The organism is Nonomuraea fastidiosa (genome assembly GCF_042751225.1).
GTDB classification, from domain to species: Bacteria; Actinomycetota; Actinomycetes; order Streptosporangiales; family Streptosporangiaceae; genus Nonomuraea; species Nonomuraea fastidiosa.
Genome location: NZ_CP170570.1, coordinates 3269683 through 3294463 on the forward strand (window position 1 = coordinate 3269683; position 24781 = coordinate 3294463).

Here is a 24781-nt window from a genome sequence, read left to right on the forward strand (position 1 = left end):
TCGCCGTGGTCGGGTGGGGCCGTCCGGCTGACCCTGCGCTCCGGCGCTCCCGCCGTACTTCGGTGCTGTCCTTCGGGAAGAGGAGGAGGTGGCAGCCGCTGCGTCGGGCCGTCCACGGCCGGGCGCTCGCGGTGGTCGGCGAGGGCCGTTTCGCCGACCCGCCGTCGCGACGCTCCCGCCGTATTTCGGTGCTGTCCTTCGGGAGACGGGGGCGGCAGGGGGGAGCCGTGCGGCTCGGTCGCTTCGGTGCTGCCCGGTGTGCCGGGTTCCGGCCTCGGAGGGGCGCCGCCCTGGCTTCCGCCGGGCCGCCGAGCCGCCGGGTCGGCTCCGTGCTCGGCGGACTTCGCCGGATGGGCCCCGAAGGACAGTACCGAAGTGCGGACAGGCCCTCGCAACGGCGGGCCCCGGGGTACGGCGGCGGGGATGGCGGAATAGGCAAGAAACTTTGTGGAGTTCTACATCGGCGGGGGCCTGGGGGCGAGTATCGTCAGATGGGTTCTTCCCGCCTGTGGTAGGTTAGGGCGGCTCTACGGCGTCTCGTGTGATTGGAGGTGGTCCGGGATGAATCCTGGTGATCCCAGCAGTACGTGCTCGCACACGTACACCGTGCATACCCCCGACCACTCCAATTCGGCAGCCTGATCGTGCCTCCACGCATGTGTGTTTGATTGAGGTGACTTCGTCGCGCGTGGAGCGTGCCTGGTCGGGCGGAAAGGGACTGCCATGCGCTCGTCCACCCTTTTCCGTCGCATCAACCGACACTCGTCCGTACCTACGCGTGCCAAGCATCAGCACGTGAAGCCCCCGGCACCGGTACGCGTGCCGCCGGGCGACTCCGTCGTCGAGTTCGGCGCCTACGTCCAGGGCAAGAAGATGCCCGCGCCCGGCATCGTCGAGGCGCTGGAGCTCGTACGCGAGCACAACGCGACCTCCGACGGCGCGAACGCCTTCGTCTGGGTCGGCCTGCACGAGCCCGCCGCTCCCGAGGTGGAGTGGCTGGCCGGCGTGTTCGGCCTGCACCCGCTGGCCGTCGAGGACGCGGTCAAGGCCCACCAGCGCCCCAAGGTCGAGCGGTACGGCGACTCGCTGTTCATGGTGCTCAAGACCGTCGCCTACCTCGACCACGAGCAGCCGGGCGACGGCAGCGAGATCATCGCCACCGGCGAGATCATGATGTTCCTCGGCGCGGACTTCGTGGTGACGGTGCGCCACGGCCGCCATTGTCCGCTCGGCGGGGTGCGCGAGCGCCTTGAGGACAAGCCGGAGCTGCTCAGCCGCGGCCCCTCCGGTGTGCTGCACGCGATCGCCGACCACGTGGTGGACCAGTACCTCCAGGTGGCCGACCTGATGCAGCTGGAGCTGGAGGAGGTCGAGGCGACCGTGTTCGCCGACGTCAGCTCCCGCGACATCAACCGCATCTACCAGCTCAAGCGCGAGATGCTGGAGATGAAGCGGGCGGTCACGCCGCTCCAGGCGCCGCTGCAGGCGCTGCCCCAGCGCCGCGTCATCCCGTCGGAGATGCGCGAGTACTTCCGCGACGTCGGCGACCACCTGTCCCGGGTGTGCGAGCAGGTGGAGTCGTCGAACGAGCTGTGCAACTCGATACTGCAGGCCGCGCTGGCGCGCTCCAACGCGCTCGCCAACGAGGACATGCGCAAGATCTCGTCGTGGGTGGCCATCCTGGCCGTGCCCACGATGATCGCCGGCATCTACGGCATGAACTTCGACTTCATGCCCGAGACCAACCAGGTGTGGGGTTATCCGGCGGTGCTGGGCGTCATGGTGACGGTCTGCGTGCTGCTGCACCGGGGCTTCCGTCGTAACGGCTGGCTCTGAAGCCTGAGCCACGCCCCGGTGCGGCTCACACGCCGACCGGCTTGAGCGGGCCGACCGGTTCGGGAAGCTCGAGCCCCCGCTCCCGCCACAGCTCCCGCATCCGGTCGGGGTAGTCGGTGACGATCCCGGCCGCGCCCAGATCCAGCATCCGCGCCGCCAGGGCGGTGTCGTTGACGGTCCACACCGCGACGTCGAGCCCGGCGGCCCGCGACTGCGCCATCAGCGTCTCGTCGACCATGATGTGCTCGGGCGAGAGCGTGGTGGCGCCCGCATCGCGCGCCGCCGCAGGCACATCGTCGCCGACGCCCTCGTTCCAGTGCAGGGTGTCGAGCTCGATCAGCGCGAAGCGCCGCGTGCCGGGCGCGAGCTTCTCGGCGTGCCTGATGATCCGCCAGTCGAAGCTGAGTATGGCCGCGTTGTCGAGCCTGCGGTGCCGTTCGAGCTCTTCGAGCACGAGCTCGGTGAACATGTGCGGGTCCGACGTCAGGTGCGGCCGCGTCGGGTCCGACTTCAGCTCGACGTGCACCCGTACGCCATCGGCCTCGTAGGCGTTGATCAGCCCCAGCACCGCGCCGAGCGTCGGCATGCGGGTCTCGGGCATGGGGACCTGAGTCATGGCGAACGGGTCGTTGGGGTGACGCGGCACGCGTACGCCCACGTCGAGCGTGCGCAGCTGTGCCAGCGTCAGGGAGTTGATGGGCTTGCCGACGTAGGGGTAGAGGGGATCGCCGGGATAGGCCGGACGCCGGTCGGCGCTGGTGACGGCCGACACCGTCAGGTCGTGCGTGAGCACGAGGCGGCGGTCGGCGGTGAGCGCGACATCGAGCTCCAGCGCGTGGACGCCCAGCTCCATCGTGCGGCTCATCCCGGGCAGGGTGTTCTCCGGCCAGAGGCCGCGAGCCCCCCGGTGACCATGTATCTCAACGCGCACACCCGGGACCCTACCTGGCCGGAGGCTCTTGAAGGCAGAGCCACGCCGTGTCCTTTTCATCCTGATACGCCCGGTCGGGTGAATCAGGCCAGACAATAGGCTGTTCGTCATGACGGAGGTTCTCAAGTCAGCCCATTTCCCGACAGTACGGGCGTGGGTTGACGGCTGGGTCATCTCCCGCAAAGCCCCCCGGCCCGTACGCGAACCGTGGGGCCTGCGCGTGGACGTCGGGCTGCCCGGCCACGTGGCCCGCCACATCGTCTCGGCGCCGACGCCCGAGATCCTCCGCCGCCTGACGGCCACCATCCGCACCCCGGGCACCTGGCTCAAGCTCTGCGCCCCGCCCGAGGCCGTGGCCCCGCTGCTGCCCGAGCCCTGGGCCGTACAGGACCCGGAGTTCATGATGACCGCCCGCCTGGTCCGCGACCCCGTGCCCGCGCCCGACGGCTACACGCTGGCCGTCACCACCCGCGCCGGCGTCACCGTCGCCAGGGTGCTGACCGCGGCGGGCGAGGTCGCGGCGCGCGGCCAGTTCGCCATCGCGGGCGAGACCGCCGTCATCGACCAGGTGGAGACCGCCGCGAACCACCGCCGCCGCGGCCTCGGCACCGTCGTGATGAAGACGATCGCGACCGCGGCCACCTCGATGGGCGCCACCAACGGCGTCCTGGTGGCCACCGCCCAGGGGCGCGCGCTCTACTCCACGCTCGGGTGGACCCTGCACACCCCCATGACGGCGGCCGTCCTCACGGGGTAGCGGCTCAGACCAGCGGGCGCACCACGATCGTCTGGTCGCGGCCGGGGCCCACGCCGATGGCCGAGATCGGCGCGCCGCTCATCTCCTCGATGGCGCGCACGTACGCCTGCGCGTTCGGCGGCAGGTCCTCGAACGACTTGGCGCTGGAGATGTCCTCCTGCCAGCCGGGCAGCTCCTCGTAGACCGGCACCGCGTGGTGGAAGTCGGTCTGCGTCATCGGGATCTCCTCGTGCCGCACGCCGTCCACGTCGTACGCCACGCACACCGGGATCCGCTCAAGCCCCGACAGCACGTCCAGCTTGGTCAGGAAGTAGTCGGTGATGCCGTTGATCCGGGTCGCGTACCGGGCGATCACCGCGTCGAACCAGCCGCAGCGGCGGTTGCGGCCGGTGGTCACGCCGTACTCGCCGCCGGTCGTGCGCAGCCACTCGCCCATCTCGTCCTCCAGCTCCGTCGGGAACGGGCCGGAGCCGACGCGCGTGGTGTACGCCTTCAGAATGCCGATGATCTTCGTCAGCCGGTTCGGCGGGATGCCCGCACCCGCGCACGCACCACCCGAGGTGGGCGAGGAGGAGGTGACGAACGGGTACGTGCCGTGGTCGATGTCCAGCAGCGTGCCCTGACCGCCCTCCAGCAGCACGAACTTGTCCTCGTCCAGCGCCTTCGACAGCACCAGCGAGGTGTCGGCGATGTGCGGCTTGAGCCGCTCGGCGTAGGCGAGGTACTCGTCCAGCACCGCCGCCGGGTCGATGCCGCGGCGGTTGTAGACCTTGGTCAGCACCTGGTTCTTCTCGGTCAGCGCGACCTCGATCTTCTTCGCCAGGATGCCCGGGTCGAGCAGGTCCTGGACGCGCACGCCCATCCGGGCGATCTTGTCGCCGTACGCGGGCCCGATGCCGCGCCCGGTGGTGCCGATCCTGGCCTTGCCCAGGTAGCGCTCGGTCACCTTGTCCAGGGCCTTGTGGTGCGGCATGATCAGGTGCGCGTTCGCCGAGATCAGCAGCCGCTCGGCGGAGATGCCCCGCTCGGCCAGCCCGTCGATCTCGCCGAGCAGCACACCCGGGTCTATCACCACGCCGTTGCCGATCACCGGTACGACGTCCGGTGACAGAATCCCCGTGGGGAGCAGGTGCAGCGCGTACTTCTGATCACCGATGACCACGGTGTGACCCGCGTTGTTGCCCCCCTGATAGCGGACGACATAGTCGACGTCGCCACCGAGCAGGTCGGTGGCCTTGCCCTTGCCCTCATCGCCCCATTGGGCACCCACGAGTACGGCAGCCGGCATGGTTCAGTCTCCCGAGCACAAAACGAAAACCCCTGGCGCAAGCGCGACAGGGGCTCTTGCGTAGAGAGACTACCCGAACGTGCCTATTCGTCCCAAGGGTCAGCCCTTGGTCAGCGCGTCGTATCCGCTCTCCGTGCTGTCCTTGAGGAACTGCAGGCAGCGTTCGGCCTCGTCCTTCTCGCCGATCGCCTGAGCGGCGCGGTGCAGCGCGTACAGGCAGCGCAGGAAGCCGCGGTTGGGCTCATGCTCCCAGGGGATCGGGCCGTGTCCCTTCCAGCCGTTACGGCGCAACTGGTCGAGCCCGCGATGGTAGCCCGTACGGGCGAAGGCGTAGGAGGTCACGGCGTGGCCCTGGGCGAAGTATTCCTCCGCCAGCGCGGCCCACGCAGCCGGGTAGGCGGGGAAACGCGCGGCCACGTCGGCCGCCTTGGCACCGGATTCCAGTGCCTGCCTGGCCTCGGGCAGGTCCGGCAGCTTGGTCGGGGGCGGCCCGGCGAGAAGGTTTTCCATAGGACAAGTCATACCCGCAGGGCCGCCCACATGACTAGGAGATCTTCGTCCCAGCGCTCTTGAGGTGCTGGCACGCCTCGACCACGCGGGCGGCCATGCCGGCCTCGGCGGCCTTGCCGTACGAGCGGGGGTCGTAGGTCTTCTTGTTGCCGACCTCGCCGTCCACCTTCAGCACGCCGTCGTAGTTGCGGAACATGTGGTCGGCGATCGGGCGGGTGAAGGCGTACTGGGTGTCGGTGTCGACGTTCATCTTCACCACGCCGTACGAGATGGCCTCGTGGATCTCCTCCAGCAGCGAGCCGGAGCCGCCGTGGAAGACCAGGTCGAACGGCTTCTCCTTGCCGTACTTGGCGCCCACCGCCTCCTGGATCTCCTTCAGCACGCTCGGCCGCAGCTTGACGTGGCCCGGCTTGTAGACGCCGTGCACGTTGCCGAACGTGGCCGCCAGCATGTAGCGGCCCTTCTCGCCCAGGCCGACGGCCTCGGCGGTGGCCAGCGCGTCCTCGGGAGTGGTGTAGAGCTTCTCGTTGATCTCGCCGACGATGCCGTCCTCCTCACCGCCGACGACGCCGATCTCCATCTCCATGATCACGCGCGCCTTGGCGCACTTGTCCAGGAGCTCCTTGGCGATCTCCAGGTTCTCCTCGAGCGGTACGGCCGAGCCGTCCCACATGTGCGACTGGAACAGCGGGTCGAGACCCTTGTTGACCCGCTCGATCGAGATGTCGAGCAGCGGCCGCATGTAGCCGTCGAGCTTGTCCTTCGGGCAGTGGTCGGTGTGCAGCGCCACCGTGACCGGGTACTTCGCGGCCACCACCCGGGCGTACTCCGCGAGCGCCGTCGCGCCCGTGACCATGTCCTTGACCGTGCTGCCCGAGAGGTACTCGGCGCCGCCCGTGGAGACCTGGATGATGCCGTCACTCTCGGCCTCGGCGAAGCCACGCAGGGCGGCGTTCAGCGTCTGGGAGGAGGTGACGTTGATCGCCGGGTAGGCGAATCCGCCGGCCTTGGCCCGGTCGAGCATCTCAGCGTAGACCTCTGGAGTCGCAATAGGCATGATTCATCTCCCTGAGAAGTTGCGGCTTCGCGCCAGGGCCCAGTATCCCGGCTCACTACCCGCTGTGGTAGAGACAACGCGCGCTTCATGGTCTGTAGTGGAGACAACACGTCTTTGACGGCAGATGACGGGGACAGCATCCTTGAAGGTCATCTGCCGCATCCCGGCTACAGGTAGGCTCTCCGCCGTGGACTGGCTCTTGAATCTCCTTGACCCGACATGGTGGCTGACCATTCTGGGCGCTTTCGCCACCATCGGCGTTCTCGCCATCATCTTCGCCGAAACGGGTCTGCTCCTAGGGTTCTTCCTGCCCGGCGACTCGCTCCTGGTGGCCGCGGGGATTTTCAGCTCGGCCTCGGTCGCGCAGGGCATGGGCATCGAACCGCTCTCCTTCCCCGTCCTGGTGATCGGCACACCGCTGTGCGCCATCGCGGGCGCTCAGCTCGGACATTTCCTCGGCATGCGTTTCGGCCGCAAGATGTTCGACAAACCCGATTCCCGGCTGTTCAAGCGCGAACACGTCGTCAGGGCCGAGGAGTTCTTCGAGAAGTTCGGTCCCGCCAGGGCGGTGATTCTGGCGAGGTTCGTGCCGATCGTCCGCACGTTCATGAATCCCGTCGCCGGCGTGCTGCAGATGAGCAGCAAGCGATTCTTCATCTGGAACGTCGTCGGCGGCGTCATCTGGGTCGAGGGCCTCATCCTGCTCGGCAACTTCCTCGGCGCCCAGGTCGATCCCAAGCAGATCGACAAGTACATCCTGCCGGGCGTCTTCCTGATCGTGTTCATCTCGCTGATCCCGATCATCGTCGAGGCCATCAAGCACCGCCGCGCCGGCAAGCGGCTCCCCGAGCCCAGCGGCAAGCACCACCGCGTGCCCTCGAGCTTCGACGGCCAATACTGACCGCTCGTGAGCCGGGCGGGGCGGATCGTCTCCAGGTACGCTGCCCCCTGTGGGACGCCACAGGTCTGAACCGATGGGCCTCGCCCGATTAGCGCTCCTCGTCGTGACCGCGCTGGCCGTCGTGGCACTCCTCTTCGTCGGCGGCCGCGCCCTGCTCGGCATGCTCGGCGACGCGGCCGGTGAGACCGCACGCGAACGCTCCTCCCCGGCGCCCGACGGGGGCACGGAGGCGGACACGCAGGCGGACGCAGAGACGGACGCAGAGACGGGCGCTGAGACCCCCTCTGCCAGTGCGCGGGTGCCCACCGTACGCATCGAATGCATCGCCGAGACCTGCCCCCTCGTCACAGTCCGCGTACCGGGTGGGGACGTGCTTCTGTACCGGGACATGGCGCGGGGCGAGGAGGTCAGCTACTTCGAGCCGGAGCTGGACGTGGTGCTGAGCGACGCCGCCACGGTCCGCGTCACGGAGAACGGCGAACTCCGCCCCCAGGGCGCCCCGGGCAAACGCGAAGCCTTCACCGCCACCGCCCCCGACTGACCCGAACCGCTGCGTCGGCCGCGACCTGGCGGTCTCGGCCGTTGTGCGCTCAGGTCCGAGATCGGGCCCCGGTCGGCCTCGGCAGCGGTGTGATCAGAGACCGAGATCGGCCCCGGCCGGGAGCGGTGTGCTTAGAGTCTGAGATCGGCCCTGGCCCGAAGTGGTGTGCTCAAAGTCCGAGATCGGCCAGCGTGTACGCCGAGCGGTATTCGAGCCCCTCGGCCGCGATCCGCTCGGTGGCGCCACGGTCGACGATCGTCGCGACCGCCACCACCTCGGCGCCCGCCTCACGCAGCGCTTCCACGGCCGTCAGCGGGGACGAGCCGGTGGTCGAGGTGTCCTCGACGACCAGCACCCGCCGTCCCTTGACCTCGGGCCCCTCGATGCGCTTCTGCAGGCCGTGCGCCTTCTGCGCCTTGCGCACCACGAACGCGTCGAGCGTACGGCCCCGCGCCGCCGCCGCGTGCAGCATCGCGACCGCCACAGGATCGGCCCCCATCGTGAGCCCGCCGACGGCGTCGTAGTCGAGGTCGCCGGTCAGGTCGAGCATCACGCGGCCGACGATCGGCGCCGCCACGCCGTCGAGCGTGATGCGCCGCAGGTCGAGGTAGAAGTCGGCCTCCTTGCCCGAGGACAGGATGACCTTGCCGTGCACGATGGCCTTCTTCGTGATCTCGGCCAGGAGGGTGTCGCGATCCGTCATGCGTCCAAGCTTAGGCTCCTGATCAAAACGGCCCTCCGCCGGTACGCCGCAGGCGCACCGCCCCCTGCTTCCGCCTGCTCGCCCCCGGTCGGTGACGCCCTCACGCCGCAGGCGCGGATCGCCCGCCCTCGCGGGTGCCCGCCGCCCGCACTCGCTGAGGTGCGCCGCCCGCGTTACGTGCCGCCCGTGCTGCGCGCCACTGCGCTTCGCGGTGGCCCGCTGCTCGCGCTTCTCGCCTTGCTCGGGCAATGGCCCTCGCACTTACCGGTGCCGCACAGCCACGCCTCACCTGCGCCTTCCGCTCACGTTGGCTGGTGTGCGCGGTGGGCGTGCGGTGGGGCGGCTTGTGTCAGCTCGTGTCGGTTCGTGGCGGCTGGCGTGCGCTGCGGGGGCGCGGCTCGCTTGTTCGCGCCGAGGCACGCGCGGCCGCCACGCTGCCTTGCTCGTCGGCGCACGTCCTCGCCACGGCGTGCGCCGGTGTTCGTGCTCGTCGGCGCATGCCCTCGCCACGGCGTGCGCCGGTGCTCGTGCTCGCCGCCCTGCCCGCGCCGCTCTCCCGTGGCCGCCGGTCCGCGGCTCGCCGATAGCAAGGCTGCGGTCGCGCGGAGTAAAGGGCCGTGCGCGGTTTAGTCAACAGGGGGAGTGCGGAATGATTGCGCGGGCAACCCCGCGTAATCGTGAGGTCACTATGGGTACCGTATCGGCACAGAGCGACGCAGAGCTCCTTCAGGCGGTCAGAGAGGGCAATGCCGCTGCTTACGGGCAGCTCTACGAGCGCCACGTGGTAGCGGCGCGTGCCATGGCCCGGCAGCTCGTCAGGAGTGCCGAGGCCGAGGACGTGGTGGCGGAGGCGTTCACGAAGATCCTCGACCTGGTGGGCAGGGGTGGCGGGCCCGACACGGCCTTCCGCACCTACCTGCTGACCGTCGTGCGCCGCACGGTCCACGACCGCTCCCGCGTGGAGAGCCGCCAGGTGAGCTCGGGCGAGATCGAGCAGTACGACCCCGGGGTGCCGTTCATCGATCCCGCGCTGGCGGGGCTGGAGAAGTCGCTGATCGCCAGGGCGTACCTGTCGCTGCCCGAACGGTGGCGGGCCGTGCTGTGGCACACGGAGGTCGAGCGGCTCAAGCCGGCGGATGTGGCGCCGCTGCTGGGCCTGTCGGCCAACGGCGTGGCGGCGCTGGCGTACCGGGCCAGGGAAGGGCTGCGGCAGGCGTACCTGCAGCTGCACCTGGGCGCGCCGCCGCAGCGCGAGTGCCGTCCTGTGCTGAGCAAGATGGGGGCGTACGTACGCGGCGGTTTGGCCAGGCGCGAGTCCAAGGCGGTGGACGAGCACGTCAAGTCGTGCGAGGAATGCAATGGGGTGCTGCTCGAGCTGACCGACGTCAACCGCGGGCTGCGCGTCATGGTGGGCCCGCTGATCGCCGGGCCGATGTTCGGCGGCTACGCGGCGGCGCTGGCCAAGGCCACGGCGACCGGCGGCGCGGGCGGTCTGCTCGGCATGCTGCGGCGGCTGCGGCGGACGCCCAGGCAGCAGCAGGCCATGATGGCGGGCGGCACGGCCGTGCTGGTGGCCACGGCGGCCGGGCTGCTGCTGGTCTCCGACGAACGTCCGCTGCAGGCCGCGCATCCGGCGGCCACGCCGGTCGCGCAGTCGCCGGTCACGCCCGATCCGGTGCCGGTGCCGGTCGATGCGCCATCCGATGCCGAGACCCCCGTGCCGGTACGGGCGCCGAGCCCGAGCGAGGCGCCGGCCAGGGTGCCGCCGCCCGTCAAGACGGCCAAGCCCGGCCCCGCCCGGCTGCGGGTCACGATCGAGCCGCTGGGCGCGCTCGTCCGGGCCGAGACCGGCCTGATCGCGCTGCGCCTGCGCAACTACGGCGGTTCCGCGAGCGCGAGCCTGTCCGCCGACGTACGCCTGCCCTCCGGCGTGACCCTCATCCCCGCCCCGGCGGCCCGCCCCGGCTTCGCGGTCCCGGCGGCTCACCCCTTCACGGGCTCCTCCGGTCGGCCGGCGTCGGGAGTTCCGTCTGCTCAGGGGGCCGCTGTCACGGCTCGTGGCGGGGGTGGTGCGGCGGTTGCTGAGGCGGTCGAGCGGGCGGCCGGGCGGAGGTCCGATGAGGCGGCCGGGGCAAAGTCCGACGGGTCCTCCGGTCCGAAGAGCACGATGGACGGGTGGACCTGCCGGCCGTCCTCCGGCGGGGCCACGTGCACGAGGAGGCCGCTGGCGGCGGGGCAGGGGACGGCGGTGTTCCTGCGGGTCCTGGTGGCCGAGAGCGCGCCCGAGGGCGGTGGCCCCTCGGTCCGGGTCGCGGCCGGGTCGCTGCGTGTGCGGGCTAAGGCCAAGCACGGCGTACGCGCGTCCGGCGCGCCCGCCAGGTTCGCCACCGACGGCCCTGTGACGGTACGCGCGATCGGCAACACCCTGCTGACCTGCCCGCGCGAGGTCGCGAGCTGCGCCGAGGCACGCAGGCGCGCGGGCGCCCAGCGCGACAACGACCTGTGGCCGATGATGGCGCTCGACCTCGACGACCGTTCCGAGACCAAGTCATCAAGCGGCGCGAAGCTGACGCTGCCGAAGGGCGGCAAGGTGGTGTGGGCGGGCCTGTACTGGTCGGCGACCGGCGACGAGGCAGGCCCGATCAAGCTGCGGCCCCCGGGGCGGCGGCGCTACGTGACGGTCAAGCCCGCCGACGTGGCGGTGCGCGAGCTGCCGCTCGGCCCGGTCTACCAGGCGTTCGCCGACGTCACCCACCTGGTCGGCAAGAGCGGCACCTACTGGGCGGGCGACGCCCCCATGGAGGAGGGCCCCGCCCGCCACGCGGGTTGGAGCCTGGTGATGATCGTCAGCGACCCGGACGAGCCGTACGGCCGGGCCATGGTGCTCGACACCGCCACCGTGATCGGCGGCGCGTCACGGCGCGTACGCTTCCCGCTCGGCGGACTCACGCCCGCCGCCGCGCCGGCCAGGGCGGAGCTGGTCACCTGGGAGGGCGACGTGGACCTGCGGGGCGACAAGGTCTCGCTGGGCACGGGCGCGCTGACCCCGGTGGGCGGCGACCGTGACCGCTCGAACGTCTTCGACGGCTCATCGCGCGGCGTGCCGGAGCTGACGTTCGGGGTGGACGTCGACACGGTCACCGCCGAGCTGGGCGCCGATCCCGGGCTGACGATCGTCACGGACAAGGACGTGGTGCTGTTCGGAGTGGCCGCGGTGAGCGTACGGGCGAGGCAGTGACCGTGAACGGGACAAACTGGTACGGTTCGGCTGATTGCTCTGGTGAGACGGCGAGTGCTATTCGAATCGTGGTGATTAAGCCTCGCGCGATCACCTGCTTTCATTACCCTGAGAGAGGGCCGCCGAGTCCGGTCTCTGACGGTGCAGAGCCAGCAAGGTCGGACCACCAGGAAAGGGGCGGTGTCAGTGGATCGCTGCGCGCTGTTCGTGGACGCTGGCTATCTGCTGGCTGATGGCGCGATGGCCGTGCACGGCACGCGTCATCGTGAAGCGGTCGCCTGGGATTACCCAGGGCTGCTCCAGCTGATGACCAGTCTGTCGCGTGAGCGCACCGGCCTGCCGCTGCTGCGCTGCTACTGGTACGAGGCGACGGTCGAAGGCCGCCGCACTCCAGAGCACGACGCGCTGGCCGACATCCCCGGGCTCAAGCTGCGGCTGTCGCGCATCAGGCCGGGCCGTCGCGAGGGCGTGGACGCTCAGGTCCATCGCGACCTGATGACGCTCGCCCGCAACAACGCCATCTGCGACGCGGTCGTGGTGAGCGGCGATGAGGACCTGGCGCAGGTCGTGTGCGACGCCCAGGACCTCGGCATCAGGGTCACCGTCATCCACATCGCCGCCGAGGGCGGCTGGGCCGTCTCGCGCTCGCTGCGCCAGGAGTGCGACGACCTCGTGGAGCTGGGAGCGGTCCATCTGCGGCCGTACGTCACGCTCGTCTCCGGTGCCACCGAGGCGTCCAACGGCCACCAGCCGCTCAGCAACGGGCAGGCCGCCCACTCGCTGCCGCCCGCCCAACCGGCTCAGGCCCAGGCTCAGCCCCAGCCCGCTCAGCCGGCGCAGCAGCCGTCGCTGCCGGCGTCGTCCTCGCTGCCGCCCATGCCGCAGGCCCCGCAGCCCCAGCAGTCCCAGCAGTCCCAGCAGCTTCAGCAGGGTCAGCAGCCTCAGCAGACGCCGCAGCCCACCGGCAGCCACGCCGCGGGATCGCAGTCGGGCTCCTCGTCCACCGGCAGCCACGCGGCCTCCAACGGGCCGTCGTCGGGCCAGCAGCAGTCGCAGCCCGTGCTGCCGGCGTACGCGAACTATCAGCCCGAGCAGCCGGCGCAGACGCCGCCGCCCGCGCCCGCCAACCCGACCGCCACCGCGCCGGTCCAGGCGCAGCCGCAGTCGTCGCAGAGCGGCAACGGCAGCACCGGCCAGTTCCCGGCCCAGCCGAGCACCTCCTACCAGCAACAGCAGCCGGCGCAGTCGAGCGGCTCCTACCAGCAACAGCAGCCCGCCCAGTCGAACAGCACCTACCAGCCCGCGCAGCTCGGCCCCTACACCGGGCCGCAGCCCGCCCCGATCAACCCGCCCCCCGCCGCCACGGCCGGTGCCACCACGCTGGCCGACGCCGTCAAGTCCGCGCACCGGGAGGGCCACGACTTCGGCGAGTCCGTCGCCCGCGACGCGCCCGCACTCTGGCTGGAGGCCGTGCTGGCACGCAAGCCCCGCATGCCCTCCGACCTGGAGGCCCGCCTGCTCCAGGGCTCGTCGCTGCCGATCGACTTCCTGCTGCACGACGAGGTACGCCACGCCCTGCGGCGCGGCTTCTGGGACGCTTTGGAACGCGCCCGCCACTGACCCTTTCCGGCCAGGGCCGTGGCGAGCGGTGGAGGTCAGGAGAGGGCGTCGAAGCCCGCGCGCAGCCGGGCGACGCGGTCGGCGAGATCGGCGAGCGGCACCGCCAGCGCCGGGTCCTGAGACTTGCGGGCCAGCTCGCGCACCCTGGCCAGCTCGTCCTCGACGGCCGTCAGCCGCCGCGACAGCTCGGGCAGCACCGACGCCTGGTCGCCCGCGCCGGGCGGCAGCTCGCCGCTGAGCCGGTCGCGCAGCATGCTGGCCTGCTCGGCGAGCCGCTTGTTCATGTTGTACAGCTCGGTGAACACCGACACCTTCGCCCGCAGCACCCACGGGTCGAAGGGCTTGGTGAGGTAGTCGACGGCGCCCGCCGCGTAGCCGCGGAAGGCGTAGTCGGGCGCGCTGTCGACCACGGTCAGGAAGATGATCGGGATGTTGCGGGTACGCTCGCGCCGCTTGATGTGGGCGGCCGTCTCGAAGCCATCCATGCCGGGCATGCGAACGTCCAGCAGGATCAGCGCGAACTCGGTGTTGAGCAGCGCTTTCAGCGCCTCCTCGCCCGATCTGGCGCGTACCGGCACCAGGTCGAGCGAGCTGAGGATGGCCTCAAGGGCGATCAGGTTCTCCTCGCGGTCATCGACGAGGAGGATCTTGGCACGCTCCGGCATCGATCACGACCCTTCGGATGGCGGTGCGGACGTGTCGGCCGAGCCGCCGCTTCCCCGGCTGAGCCAGCCGCGCAGGCGCTCGAGCAGGCGGTCGACATCGACGGGCTTGGGAACGTAGTCGGACGCACCCGACGCGATGGACTTCTCCCTGTCGCCGCGCATGACCTTGGCGGTCAGCGCGATGATCGGCAGGTCGGCGAACTGCGGCATGCGGCGGATGGCCGAGGTCGTGGCCCAGCCGTCCATCTCCGGCATCATGATGTCCATCAGCACGAGCGCGACGTCCTCGTTCCGTTCGAGCTGTTCGATGCCTTCCCGCCCGTTCTCAGCGTAGACCACGGTGGAGCCGTGGCGTTCGAGCACGCTGGTCAGCGCGAAGACGTTACGGATGTCGTCGTCGACGATGAGGATCTTCGCGCCGTTGAGCGGGTCGTCGCCCTGCCACTTGCTGGGCGTTTCGACGGGCGGCTCGACCAGCTCGGGCATGGGCAGGTCGAGCGGCAGCGGCGGCTCGGGCACGGTGGTGGCGGCGGTGGTCGTCGCGGCGGTGGCGGTGCCGGTCACCTCCTCCGGCGGCGGCGTCATGAGCTGGCGCCGCGAGGCGGAGCTTCCGTCGGTGGCGGCCAGCGGGCCGGTGTAGGAGGCGGGCAGGTAGAGGGTGAACGTGCTGCCCTTGCCCAGCTCGCTGTCCACGTGGATCTCGCCGCCGAGCAGCCGCGCGATGTCGCGGCAGATGGCGAGGCCGAGGCCGGTGCCGCCGTACTTGCGGCTGGTGGTGCCGTCGGCCTGGCGGAACGCCTCGAAGATGACGTCGCGCTTGTCGGGCGCGATGCCGATGCCGGTGTCGATCACCTGGAACGCCAGCAGGTCCTCGGCGTCGTGCAGCGAGTCGTCGTCGTACTGCACGCCGGGCGGCGCGGTGGAGACGCGCAGCTTGACCTCGCCGCGCGGGGTGAACTTGACCGCGTTGGACAGCAGGTTGCGCAGCACCTGCTGGAGCCGCTGCTCGTCGGCGCGCAGTTCCTGCGGCACGTCGGGCTCGATCTCCACGCTGAAGGCCAGGCCCTTGTCCTGGGCCACCGGCGCGAAGGCGGCCTCGAGCAGCTCGACCATCTTCGGCAGCGACACCTGGATGGGGTGGATGTCCATCCGGCCGGCCTCGACCTTCGACAGGTCGAGCATGTCGTTGATGAGCTGCAGCAGCGCCGAGCCCGCGCTGTGGATGGTCCGCGCGAACTCCACCTGCTGCGATGTGAGGTTGCCCTCGGCGTTCTCGGTGAGCAGCTTGGCCAGCACCAGCAGGCTGTTGAGCGGCGTGCGCAGCTCGTGCGACATGTTCGCGAGGAACTCGGACTTGTAGCGCGAGGACACCGCGAGCTGCTCGGCGCGCTCCTCCAGCGTGCGGCGGGCCTGCTCGATCTGGAAGTTCTGGATCTCGATGGCACGGTTCTGCTTGGCGAGCAGCGCCGCCTTGTCCTCCAGCTCGGCGTTGGACCTGCGCAGCTCCTCCTGCTGGCGCTGCAGCTCGTCGGAGCGCTCCTGCAGCTCGCGGGTGAGCCGCTGCGACTCCTTCAGCAGGTCCTCGGTGCGGGAGTTGGCGATGATGGTGTTCATCGTGACACCGATGGTCTCGACGAGCTGCGTCAGGAAGTCGAGATGCACCTCGCCGAACGGCGTGAACGAGGCCAGCTCCAGCACGCCGAGCACGCGGTTCTCGAACAGGATGGGCAGCACCACGATCTGGGCGGGCGTGGAGCGGCTGAGCCCGCTGTCGATGGTGATGAACTCGGGCGGCACGTCGTCGAGCACGATGTGCCGGCCCTCGGCGGCGGCCTGGCCGACGATGCCCTCGCCGATGGCGAAGCGCCGGCGCGGACCCCGGTCGGGGCGTACGCCGTAGCCGCCGATGAGGATCAGCTCGTTGTCGGCGTCGGGGTCGATGCTGTAGAAGGCGCCGTAGCGGGCCGAGACCAGCGGGGTCAGCTCGCTCATCGTGAGCTTGGCGACTTCGAGCAGGTCGCGGTGGCCCTGCATGAGCCGGGAGATGCGGGCCAGGTTGGACTTGAGCCAGTCCTGCTCCTGGTTGGCCTGCGTGGTCTCGCGCAGGCTGGCCACCATGGAGTTGATGTTGTCCTTCAGCTCGGCCAGCTCGCCCTGCGCCTCAATGGAGATGGAGCGGGTGAGGTCGCCGCGGGCGACGGCGCTGGTCACGGTGGCGATGGCGCGGATCTGCGTGGTGAGGCTGCTCGCCAGCTCGTTGACGCTCTCGGTGAGCCGCTTCCACGTGCCCTCGACGCCTTCGACGCGGGCCTGGCCGCCGAGCTGGCCTTCGGTGCCGACCTCGCGGGCGACGCGGGTGACCTCGGAGGCGAACGACGAGAGCTGGTCCACCATCCGGTTGACGGTGGTCTTGAGCGCGAGGATCTCGCCCTGGGCGTCCACGTCGATCTTGCGGGTGAGGTCGCCGTTGGCGACCGCGGTGGTCACCTCGGCGATGTTGCGCACCTGGTACGTCAGGTTGTTGGCCATCGAGTTGACGTTGTCGGTGAGGTCCTTCCAGACGCCCGACACGCCCTTCACCCGCGCCTGGCCGCCGAGCTGGCCTTCGGTGCCGACCTCGCGGGCGACGCGGGTGACCTCGTCGGCGAAGGACGACAGCTGGTCCACCATCGTGTTGAGGGTGTCCTTCAGCTGGAGCATCTCGCCCTGCGCGTCAACGGTGATCTTCTTCGACAGGTTGCCCTGCGCCACCGCGGAGGACACGGCCGCGATCTGCCGCACCTGCGAGGTGAGGTTGTTGGCCATGGAGTTGACGTTGTCGGTGAGGTCCTTCCAGACGCCCGACACGCCTCTTACCTGCGCCTGGCCGCCGAGCTGGCCTTCGGTGCCCACCTCACGGGCGACGCGGGTCACCTCGGAGGCGAACGACGACAGCTGCTCGACCATCGTGTTCATCGTGGACTTCAGCTCGAGGATCTCGCCCTGGGCGTCCACGTCGATCTTGCGGGTGAGGTCGCCGTTGGCGACCGCGGTGGTGACCTGCGCGATGTTGCGCACCTGGTACGTCAGGTTGGCCGCCATGGAGTTGACGTTGTCGGTGAGGTCCTTCCAGACGCCCGACACGCCCTTGACCTCGGCACGGCCGCCCAGCTTGCCCTCGGTGCCGACCTCGCGGGCCACGCGGGTGACCTCGTCGGCGAAGGACGACAGCTGGTCCACCATCGTGTTGAGGGTGTCCTTCAGCTGCAGGATCTCGCCCTGCGCATCGACGGTGATCTTCTTCGACAGGTCGCCCTTGGCCACGGCCGTCGCCACCGTCGCGATGCTGCGCACCTGCGAGGTGAGGTTGTTGGCCATGGAGTTGACGTTGTCGGTGAGGTCCTTCCAGACGCCGGACACGCCGGTCACCCGCGCCTGGCCGCCGAGCTGGCCTTCGGTGCCGACCTCGCGGGCCACGCGGGTGACCTCGTCGGCGAAGCCGGAGAGCTGGTCCACCATCGTGTTGACGGTGTTCTTCAGCTCGAACATCTCGCCCACGGCGTCGACCGTCACCTTGCGGCTCAGGTCGCCCTTCGCCACGGCGGTGGTCACCACGGCGATGTCGCGCACCTGCGCCGCCACGCGCGAGGACATCGTGTTGACCGCCTCTGTCAGGTCGCGCCAGCTCCCTGACATGCCGCGCAGGTTGGCGCTGCCGCCCAGCCGGCCCTCGGTGCCCGCCTCGCGGGCGACCCGCAGGACCTCGGAGTTGAACAGCGCGAGCTGGTCGACCATGCCGTTGATGGCCTTGCCGAGCCTGCGCACCTCGCCGCGCGCCGACCTGTCGAGGTCGATGCGCCGCGACAGATCGCCCTTGGCGACCGCGTCGATGACGTCGGCCGCGCCGCTCACCGGGCTGACCAGGGCGTCGATGAGCTGGTTGACGGACTCGACGCTCTCCGCCCACGCGCCGACGCCGGGCCCGGGCGTCAGACGCTCGCTGAAGCGACCTTCCTTGACCACTTCTTTACGTACGCGCGTCAGCTCTTTGGCCAGGTGCTCGCGACGGTCGGCGATGTCGTTGAGCACCATCCGCACTTCGCTGAGTATGCCGGGAGGAGCATGAGGAACCCGACGCCGGAAGTCGCCGTCACGCCAAGAGTAGAGAGTCTCCAGGATGGGTACGAGATCCGACTCCGTGTACGTCCTCTCCTTTGGACTTGGCGCAACTTTGGCCGTGGTCATGGGGCCTCCTTCACTCGCGGCTGGCTCCAGCGAGTGATTCAAGTCTGTCACGATGAGTAGCTCGTAGTCCTGTCCTTGGATTTACCCCAAGTCAGCGGGAAGTGTGGTAGGCACGTGAGGATGACTGCTTCTCCCCATGCGGTGCTCGCTGCGACGTTCGCGCCGGGCGAGTCCGCTGCGACGGCTGCGATGAGGTTCACGCGCGAGGTGATGACCGCGTGGGCCACCGGCGGCGTGCTCCATACCGCCGAGCAGGTCGCCGGAGATCTCACCGCGCAGGCCGCCGATGAGCCGTTCGAGGTGATCTGGAAGCATTTCGGGGACGCAGTCCAGGTCGAGCTGCGGCAGCGAAACCTCTCCCAAGGTGATCTGAGGGCTCCTTCCGTGCACGTCGAGGAGTGGGGAGTCACCTTCTCGGGCGACTCCCGTGTCCACTGGGCCAGACTCACGCTACCCGGCTCCCCGGACACCATGGCCGCCGAATGGACGGAGGAGAGCAACAGAGGCCCCCACTGGCTGGGCTTCCTCGCCGACGCGAGCGACCTGCTCGCGGGCACGCTCGACCCCGACATGGTGCCGGCCATCATCGCCCAGGTCGTGGTGCCGCGCCTGGCGAGCTGGTGCGCCGTCTACACCTCCGACCACAGCGCGCCGCCGCGGCTGGTCTACCTCTGGCACGCCGACGAGGCGCGCATCGACGGCCTGCGTGAACAGCTCGGCGAGATGGACGTCGCCGCCGCGGCCGACACCCAGGTCACCTCCACCATTCACCTCGCCGAGTGGCAGGTGCTCGCGGTGCCGCTGATCGCCCGCGGCCGCACGCTCGGCATGATGTGCCTGGGCCGCTCCGACCGCTTCCCTGACGAGGTCATCCAGTTCGCCGACGACATCGGCAGGCGCGCGGCGCTGGCCATGGACAACGCCAGGCTCTACGCCCAGCAGGCCGCCGCCAACCGGGCGCTGCAGCGCAGCCTCCTGCCGCCCAACGAGCCCGAGGTGCCCGGCCTCGACTACGGCGTCATCTACGAGCCCGCCGGCGAGGCCAACGAGGTCGGCGGCGACTTCTACGACCTGTTCAAGGCCGGCGACGACTCCTGGCGCTTCGCGATCGGCGACGTGTGCGGCACGGGCCCTGAGGCCGCCGCCGTCACCGGCCTGGCCCGCCACACGCTGCGGCTGCTGGCCAGGGAGGGTTACGGCGTGGCCGCCGTGCTCGGCCGGCTCAACCAGGCGATCCTGGAGGAGGGCGAGCGGGCGAGGTTCCTCACCCTGCTGCACGGCGACATCACGCCGATGCCCGAAGGGGGTCTGGAGGTGCGGCTGGTCTCGGCGGGCCACCCCGAGGCGCTGCGGCTCAAGCCGAGCGGCAAGGTCGAGGCGGTCACCACCCCGCAGTCGCTGCTCGGGGTCTTCCATGAGGTGACGTTCGAGGCCGACACCGTCAGGCTCGACCCCGGCGACGTGCTGCTCGCCGTCACCGACGGGGTGACCGAGCGCCGCTCCGGCGGGCGGCTGCTCGACGACGACGGCGGGCTGGCCAAGATGCTGGCCGAGTGCGCGGGCCTGTCGGCCAGGGCGGTGGCCGAGCGCATCCGCAGGGGCGCGGCCGAGTTCGCCTCCGAGCCCAGCGCCGACGACCTGGCGATCGTGGTGCTGCGCGCCCGCTAGGGCTCGTCCGATCATGGCGGGCTCGTGTTGTCGCTGCTCACGTACGTTCTTTCCGGGTGGGTACGGGGTGCCGTGATGCTGACACGCCGGATGACCGAAGGTCAAGCCCTTGGTAAGAAAGCGCGATCAGATGGGCCCGGCGTGCTTGCGCGCGAAGTCGAGCTGGATGGCCGTCTGCGCGATGCGCTCGGAGACCACCAGCGAGCCGCGGATCGCGTCGTAGGTGTAGACCTCGTGCTCGACGCCGTGCTCGGCCAGCCGCGCCACGTACTTCTCGATCTGCCGCAGCGGGCAGCGGGTGTCGTTCTCGCCGGCCAGGATCAGCAGCGGGGCCTTGATCCGGTCGACGTACGTGATCGGGGAGCTGGCCGCATACCGCTCGGGCTGCTCGTCGGGTGAGCCGCCGAACAGCGCCCGGTGGTAGGCGCGCAGGCTCTCGGCCTCGTCCTCGTACGACGTCTGGTGGCAGGCGATCGGTACCGCGGCGATGCCGCAGGCCCACAGGTCGGGCTGGGTGCCGAGGCCGAGCAGCGTGAGGTAGCCGCCCCACGAGGTGCCGGCGAGCACCGTCCGCGAGCCGTCCACGATGCCGTGCTCGACCACCTGCTCGCGCACGGCCGCGACGTCTGCCAGCTCGATGTGGCCGACGTCGCCGTGCAGCGCGTCGCGCCAGGCCGAGCCGTAGCCGGTGGAGCCGCGGTAGTTGACCCGCACGACCGCGAACCCGGCGTCCACCCAGGCCGCGACCTCCGGCGAGAACTCGTCGCGGTCGTGGCTGGACGGCCCGCCGTGCAGCAGGAACACCGCAGGGTAGGGGGCGGTGCCGACCTCCGGCCGCGACACCAGCGCGTGGATGCGCCCGCCCGCGCCCTCGACGTCGATGTCCTCGACCGGCACACTCGGCGGCGCGGGCGGCCCGAGCGAGTTGAGCACGACCTGGCCGCTGGTCGAGCGGATGACCGGCGGGCGCGACGCGCTCGACCACAGGTATTCGACGTGGCCGCCGGGCCTGGGCGCGGCCTCCTCGATCACGCCGTGCGGGGTCTCGATGGGGGTCAGGCCGCCGCCCCTGAGGTCGTAGCGGTGCAGGTACGTGCGGGCGCGGTGGTCGCGCAGGATGAGCAGGCCGCGGCCGTCGTCGTACCACTCGGCGGCGAGGTCGCCGGAGTCGCGCAGCCAGATCTCGCGCTGCTCGCCGGTCACCGGGTCCCACACCAGCGGCTCGCTGCGCTGCCTGCGCTCGTGCAGGGCGAGCAGGCGGCGGTCGCCGGCGACGGGCGCGAAGCTCAGGCCGGTCACGCCCTTGCGCGGGCCGTCGTACAGCTCGCCGACCGTGCGGCCGTTGTGGCGGACCACGCGCAGCGCCGGGTGGCGGAAGTCGCCGTACTCGCCGTGGTTGATGGCGATGAGCGAGCCGTCGAGCGACATGGCGGCCACCCAGGCGGCCTCGGTGTGCTCGTACAGGGTCTCGGTGGGCTCGCCGGGGCGTACGAGGTGCACGCGGAACTTGTCGCCGCCGGCCAGGCTGATGGCGGCGGAGCCGGTGATGGACAGGCCGATGCCGCTGGGCTGTCCCGGCTCCAGGTCGGTCGCGATGGGCTCGCTCGCACCGCCGGTGAACGGCTGGCGCCACCATCCGCCGAGCTCGTCGCCGTCGGTGTCGGCGAACCAGTAGATCCACTGGCCGGTGGGGTCGATGGCCGCGTACCTGGTGCCCTTGGGCTGGTCGGTGACCTGACGGACGGAGCCGGTGACGCGGTCCCAGGCGTAGACCTCCCACTTGCCGGTGGCGTTGGAGCGGTAGATGGAGCGGTTGGGGGCCTGTCGCGCCCAGGACGGCAGCGTCATGCGCGACGCACGGAACCTGGCCTGCCAGCGTTCCTCCGCCTTCATCCGGTGCGCCCCCTCCCATAGATGTCCCGCGCTCCGGGGCGTGGGATGTCGTCCAGTATTGCGCCTGCGCCGGGGAAATTCTTCGAGAATGTGGGGGAATTTCGGACTAAATGCCCCATCAGTAACACCGGTCGCACCTGCCCGTCAAGAAACGGCGCTTGAACGGGGTGCCGGTTCGAAGATGGACAGATGGAATGCCGCACGGGTAACTACACCGTGTTTTCCTGCGGCGACATTTCTTGCCACAAATGCGGCAATTCGCTCATCGAGCGTGGCCGGGTCGTTATGCCATGCATTCGGTCCCATACCGACGACCTGGGTGATGTCTCCATGCCCCAGCTCCATCTCGAAATCGATCGAGCGCCGGTCGATCTCCACGAAACCGTCGAGGCTGCGTGCCACCCTGCGCTCCTTCTCCTCGTCCACCGAGAGCAGCCCCAGCTCCTCGACCAGCGGACTCAGGTGATGCGGCGCCGGAGTGACGACCACGGCAGCGCCGCCGGGACGCAGGATGCGCCGGAATTCGGGCCCGTTTCTGGGCGCGAACACGTCGATCACCACATCGGCCACCCCGCTCCTGATCGGAAGCGGGCGCCACACGTCGGCCACGAACGCCCCTGCCCTGGGATGCACCCGCGCCGCCCGGCGTACAGCGTGCTTCGACACATCGAACGCCATCCCGATGCCATCGTTCATCGCATTGAGCACGGCCGCCAGATAATGTCCGGTGCCCGTGCCCGCGTCGACGACCACCGGCGAGATCCTGCCCTTCACGCCACGGTCATCGACGGTGTCCGGTTTCCGCCCGGAATCACCAAATCCCGGGCCGTCGCCGGCCTCCACTCCCGCCCCACGGTACGCCCTCAACTCCGCGCCGTCATTCGTTTCGGTAGAGGACTCATGTTCTGCCGCATCGATCCTGGTCAGGACGGCCTCGGCGAGCGCATTCGCGAGCGGCGCGTAGTGACCCTTGTCGAGAAACGCGGCCCTCGCCGCCACCATGGCGGCGGTGTCGGCGGTGCCCGGCGGTCGCGAGCCGACCAGCAGGCTGACGTATCCCTGCCGCGCCACGTCGAAGGAGTGCCCGGCGGCGCAGCGCAGGGCGCCGGCGTCGAGCCGCAGCCCGGCCTGGCGATCGACCCCGCAGACGGGACAGATGAGATGTTCGACGATGTCGGCCAGCATGCGGCCATTCTGGTGCACGCACAGGTGGGGTGCCGGATCAGGCCGCCGCGGCGGCGTCCATGAGAAAGGCGGCGTTGGACGGCGTCGAGCGCAGCCGCTCCACCAGTACCTCCATCTTGCGCGCCGGCTCCATCGCCGACAGCGAGCGGCGCAGCCGCCAGACGATCCGCCGCTCCTGCTCGTGCAGCAGGATCTCCTCGCGGCGGGTGCCGGAGGCGTCGAGATCGACGGCGGGAAACAGCCGCCGCTCCGCCAGCTCGCGGGTCAGGTGCACCTCCATGTTGCCGGTGCCCTTGAACTCCTCGTACAGGTTGTTGTCCATCCGCGAGCCCGTGTCCACCAGCGCGGTGGCGAGGATGGTGAGCGAGCCGCCGCCCTCGACGTTGCGCGCGGCCCCGAAGAAGCGCTTCGGCGGATACAGCGCGCGGGCGTCGATGCCGCCCGTCAGCACGCGCCCGCCGCCGGGCGCCACGTTGTTGTACGCCCGCCCCAGCCGCGTCAGCGAGTCCAGCAGCACCACCACGTCGCGGCCGGACTCGACGAGCCGCTTGGCCCGCTCGATGACCAGCTCGGCGAGCGCCGTGTGGTCGCGGTCGGGGTGGTCGAAGGTGGATGCGTACACCTCGCCGCCGATGCGGGCCCGCATGTCGGTGACCTCCTCGGGCCGCTCGCCGACGAGCAGCACCATGAGGTGGACTTCGGGGTGGTTACGGCTGATGCCGGCGGCCAGCGCCTGCATGACCATGGTCTTGCCGGCCTTGGGCGGGGCCACGATGAGGCCGCGCTGCCCCTTGCCGATGGGAGCGAACAGGTCGATGACGCGGGTGCTGAGCGACTCGGTCTCGATGCGCAGCCGCTCTGTGGGGTGTACGGGGGTGAGCGCGGCGAAGGCGGGCCGCTCGCGCCAGTCGGACAGGCCGTTGACCGCGTCGACGGCGATGAGCTTGTTGCCGGTGAAGCGCGCGGTGACGTGGTCGCCGGGGCGCAGGTCGTACTGACGGATCTTCTCCGGCGGGACGCGGACGTCGCCGGGTCCCGGCAGGTGGCCCGCCCGGATGAAGGCGGACTTGTCGCGTACGTCCAGCAGGCCGCGCATCATCGAGCGGGCCTGGGCGGACGTGCGCTGCGCGGGAATGGTGTGCGCGGACGTTTCGAGCATGGTGAGCCCCTTGAGGGAGATACGCCTGATCGTGCCAAGGCGATCGGCTGGTGATGAAGAGAACGAAAAGAGCAGGGCCGCGCGCCGTACGGAAGACAAGCAGTCCGGAAGAGAAGGGCGGAGCCCGAGGTGAGAGCCAAGCGGAGCTGAAGCTCAACGCTTAGTCGGAAGATACCACACGATCTGGCTCATACAACGCCTAGCCCTGATGGGCTATTCCCGGGCTGTTCTCGTGTCTTCGCACGCGCGCGAGTGTCTTGAGGGTGACAATGTTCTTGCGACACCGGCTCGCGAAGAAAATGACCGCAGCAGGTGTTCTCAACGACACAGAACCCACATCGGGCCCGGATCGGGGCCCCATCAGCGTGCCGCCATCGCGTTCAAGCGGCATGCAGGGACCCTGCAACCCGATGAGGGTTTGTATGACATAGGAAGAAAGACTCCTCAGGAGAGCACCCATGAAGACCGTCAACCGCTGCCCGCGGTGCCACCACGAGCTCGACGAGGGCCCGATCATCTACCGTTGCGCGCACTGCCGGCGCGCCGTCTACGCCGCCGACATCGAGAACGAGTACGTTCCGCGGGAGCCCGTCGCCGCCTAGGCT

At 70.1% G+C, this 24781-nt stretch carries 18 protein-coding genes; 8 read left to right on the forward strand and 10 right to left on the reverse strand.

The annotated features are described in order from the left end of the window. Positions 1–795 precede the first annotated feature (795 nt). A complete protein-coding gene (gene corA / locus ACFMQL_RS14925) occupies positions 796–1836 on the forward strand; it encodes a magnesium/cobalt transporter CorA (protein WP_364061893.1) in 1041 nt (346 codons plus the stop codon). A gap of 25 nt (positions 1837–1861) precedes the next feature. On the opposite strand, the gene ACFMQL_RS14930 is transcribed toward corA, so the two are convergent. Then, the gene (locus ACFMQL_RS14930) at positions 1862–2827 is read right to left on the reverse strand and encodes a glycerophosphodiester phosphodiesterase family protein (protein ID WP_364061896.1); all 966 of its coding nucleotides are present in this window, start codon (positions 2825–2827) and stop codon (positions 1862–1864) included. 49 nt (positions 2828–2876) lie between these two features. On the opposite strand from ACFMQL_RS14930, the gene ACFMQL_RS14935 reads away from it, so the two are divergent. Continuing rightward, positions 2877–3524 (forward strand): GNAT family N-acetyltransferase, encoded by a 648-nt coding sequence (locus ACFMQL_RS14935; protein ID WP_364061899.1) that lies wholly within the window; start codon positions 2877–2879, stop codon positions 3522–3524. A 4-nt stretch (positions 3525–3528) separates the two neighbouring features. Here ACFMQL_RS14935 and ACFMQL_RS14940 read toward each other — a convergent pair whose 3' ends face one another. The 3 genes from ACFMQL_RS14940 to fbaA all read right to left on the reverse strand — a co-directional run bounded on the left by ACFMQL_RS14940 (position 3529) and on the right by fbaA (position 6379). After that, on the reverse strand, positions 3529–4812 hold the full coding sequence (locus ACFMQL_RS14940) for an adenylosuccinate synthase (protein WP_364061902.1): 1284 nt from the start codon (positions 4810–4812) through the stop codon (positions 3529–3531). A 99-nt stretch (positions 4813–4911) separates the two neighbouring features. Continuing rightward, positions 4912–5322, reverse strand: coding sequence for a DUF3151 domain-containing protein (locus tag ACFMQL_RS14945; protein ID WP_364061905.1), 411 nt, complete (start codon positions 5320–5322; stop codon positions 4912–4914). Positions 5323–5356: 34 nt separating this feature from the next. Next, positions 5357–6379: a class II fructose-bisphosphate aldolase gene (fbaA, locus tag ACFMQL_RS14950; RefSeq protein WP_364061908.1), complete on the reverse strand. Its 1023-nt coding sequence runs from the start codon at positions 6377–6379 to the stop codon at positions 5357–5359. 187 nt (positions 6380–6566) lie between these two features. On the opposite strand from fbaA, the gene ACFMQL_RS14955 reads away from it, so the two are divergent. Together ACFMQL_RS14955 and ACFMQL_RS14960 are read left to right on the forward strand one after the other, a co-directional pair. Then, a complete protein-coding gene (locus tag ACFMQL_RS14955; protein WP_364061911.1) occupies positions 6567–7280 on the forward strand; it encodes a DedA family protein in 714 nt (237 codons plus the stop codon). Positions 7281–7353: 73 nt separating this feature from the next. Further along, positions 7354–7821 (forward strand): hypothetical protein, encoded by a 468-nt coding sequence (locus ACFMQL_RS14960; protein ID WP_364061914.1) that lies wholly within the window; start codon positions 7354–7356, stop codon positions 7819–7821. A 169-nt stretch (positions 7822–7990) separates the two neighbouring features. On the opposite strand, the gene pyrE is transcribed toward ACFMQL_RS14960, so the two are convergent. Further along, entirely contained in the window at positions 7991–8524 is a 534-nt protein-coding gene (gene pyrE, locus ACFMQL_RS14965) for an orotate phosphoribosyltransferase (protein ID WP_364061917.1), read from the reverse strand. Positions 8525–9212: 688 nt separating this feature from the next. Between pyrE and ACFMQL_RS14970 the strand changes: the two genes are divergently transcribed. Both ACFMQL_RS14970 and ACFMQL_RS14975 read left to right on the forward strand, forming a co-directional pair. Further along, positions 9213–11762 (forward strand): sigma-70 family RNA polymerase sigma factor, encoded by a 2550-nt coding sequence (locus ACFMQL_RS14970; RefSeq protein ID WP_378785917.1) that lies wholly within the window; start codon positions 9213–9215, stop codon positions 11760–11762. A gap of 180 nt (positions 11763–11942) precedes the next feature. Further along, positions 11943–13382 (forward strand): NYN domain-containing protein, encoded by a 1440-nt coding sequence (locus ACFMQL_RS14975; RefSeq protein ID WP_378785918.1) that lies wholly within the window; start codon positions 11943–11945, stop codon positions 13380–13382. A 35-nt stretch (positions 13383–13417) separates the two neighbouring features. Here ACFMQL_RS14975 and ACFMQL_RS14980 read toward each other — a convergent pair whose 3' ends face one another. Next, a complete protein-coding gene (locus ACFMQL_RS14980) occupies positions 13418–14047 on the reverse strand; it encodes a response regulator (RefSeq protein WP_364061926.1) in 630 nt (209 codons plus the stop codon). 3 nt (positions 14048–14050) lie between these two features. Then, positions 14051–18271, reverse strand: a complete 4221-nt coding sequence (locus ACFMQL_RS14985) for a HAMP domain-containing protein (protein WP_364061929.1) — start codon at positions 18269–18271, stop codon at positions 14051–14053. Between the two features lie 189 nt (positions 18272–18460). On the opposite strand from ACFMQL_RS14985, the gene ACFMQL_RS14990 reads away from it, so the two are divergent. Then, the gene (locus ACFMQL_RS14990) at positions 18461–19939 is read left to right on the forward strand and encodes a PP2C family protein-serine/threonine phosphatase (RefSeq protein ID WP_378785919.1); all 1479 of its coding nucleotides are present in this window, start codon (positions 18461–18463) and stop codon (positions 19937–19939) included. A 126-nt stretch (positions 19940–20065) separates the two neighbouring features. Here the strand turns inward: ACFMQL_RS14990 and ACFMQL_RS14995 are convergent, their stop codons facing one another. The 3 genes from ACFMQL_RS14995 to rho form a co-directional block, all read right to left on the reverse strand. Then, complete coding sequence (locus ACFMQL_RS14995; RefSeq protein WP_364061935.1) at positions 20066–21832, reverse strand: prolyl oligopeptidase family serine peptidase; 1767 nt, start codon at positions 21830–21832, stop codon at positions 20066–20068. Positions 21833–21976: 144 nt separating this feature from the next. Continuing rightward, positions 21977–23017 carry a putative RNA methyltransferase gene (locus ACFMQL_RS15000; protein WP_364061938.1) on the reverse strand — a complete coding sequence of 347 codons (1041 nt, stop codon included), beginning with the start codon at positions 23015–23017 and terminating at the stop codon, positions 21977–21979. Positions 23018–23054: 37 nt separating this feature from the next. Next, positions 23055–24176 carry a transcription termination factor Rho gene (gene rho, locus ACFMQL_RS15005; protein ID WP_378785920.1) on the reverse strand — a complete coding sequence of 374 codons (1122 nt, stop codon included), beginning with the start codon at positions 24174–24176 and terminating at the stop codon, positions 23055–23057. 458 nt (positions 24177–24634) lie between these two features. Here rho and ACFMQL_RS15010 point away from each other — a divergent pair, with 458 nt between their 5' ends. Next, a complete protein-coding gene (locus ACFMQL_RS15010) occupies positions 24635–24778 on the forward strand; it encodes a hypothetical protein (RefSeq protein ID WP_364061944.1) in 144 nt (47 codons plus the stop codon). Positions 24779–24781: the final 3 nt, after the last annotated feature.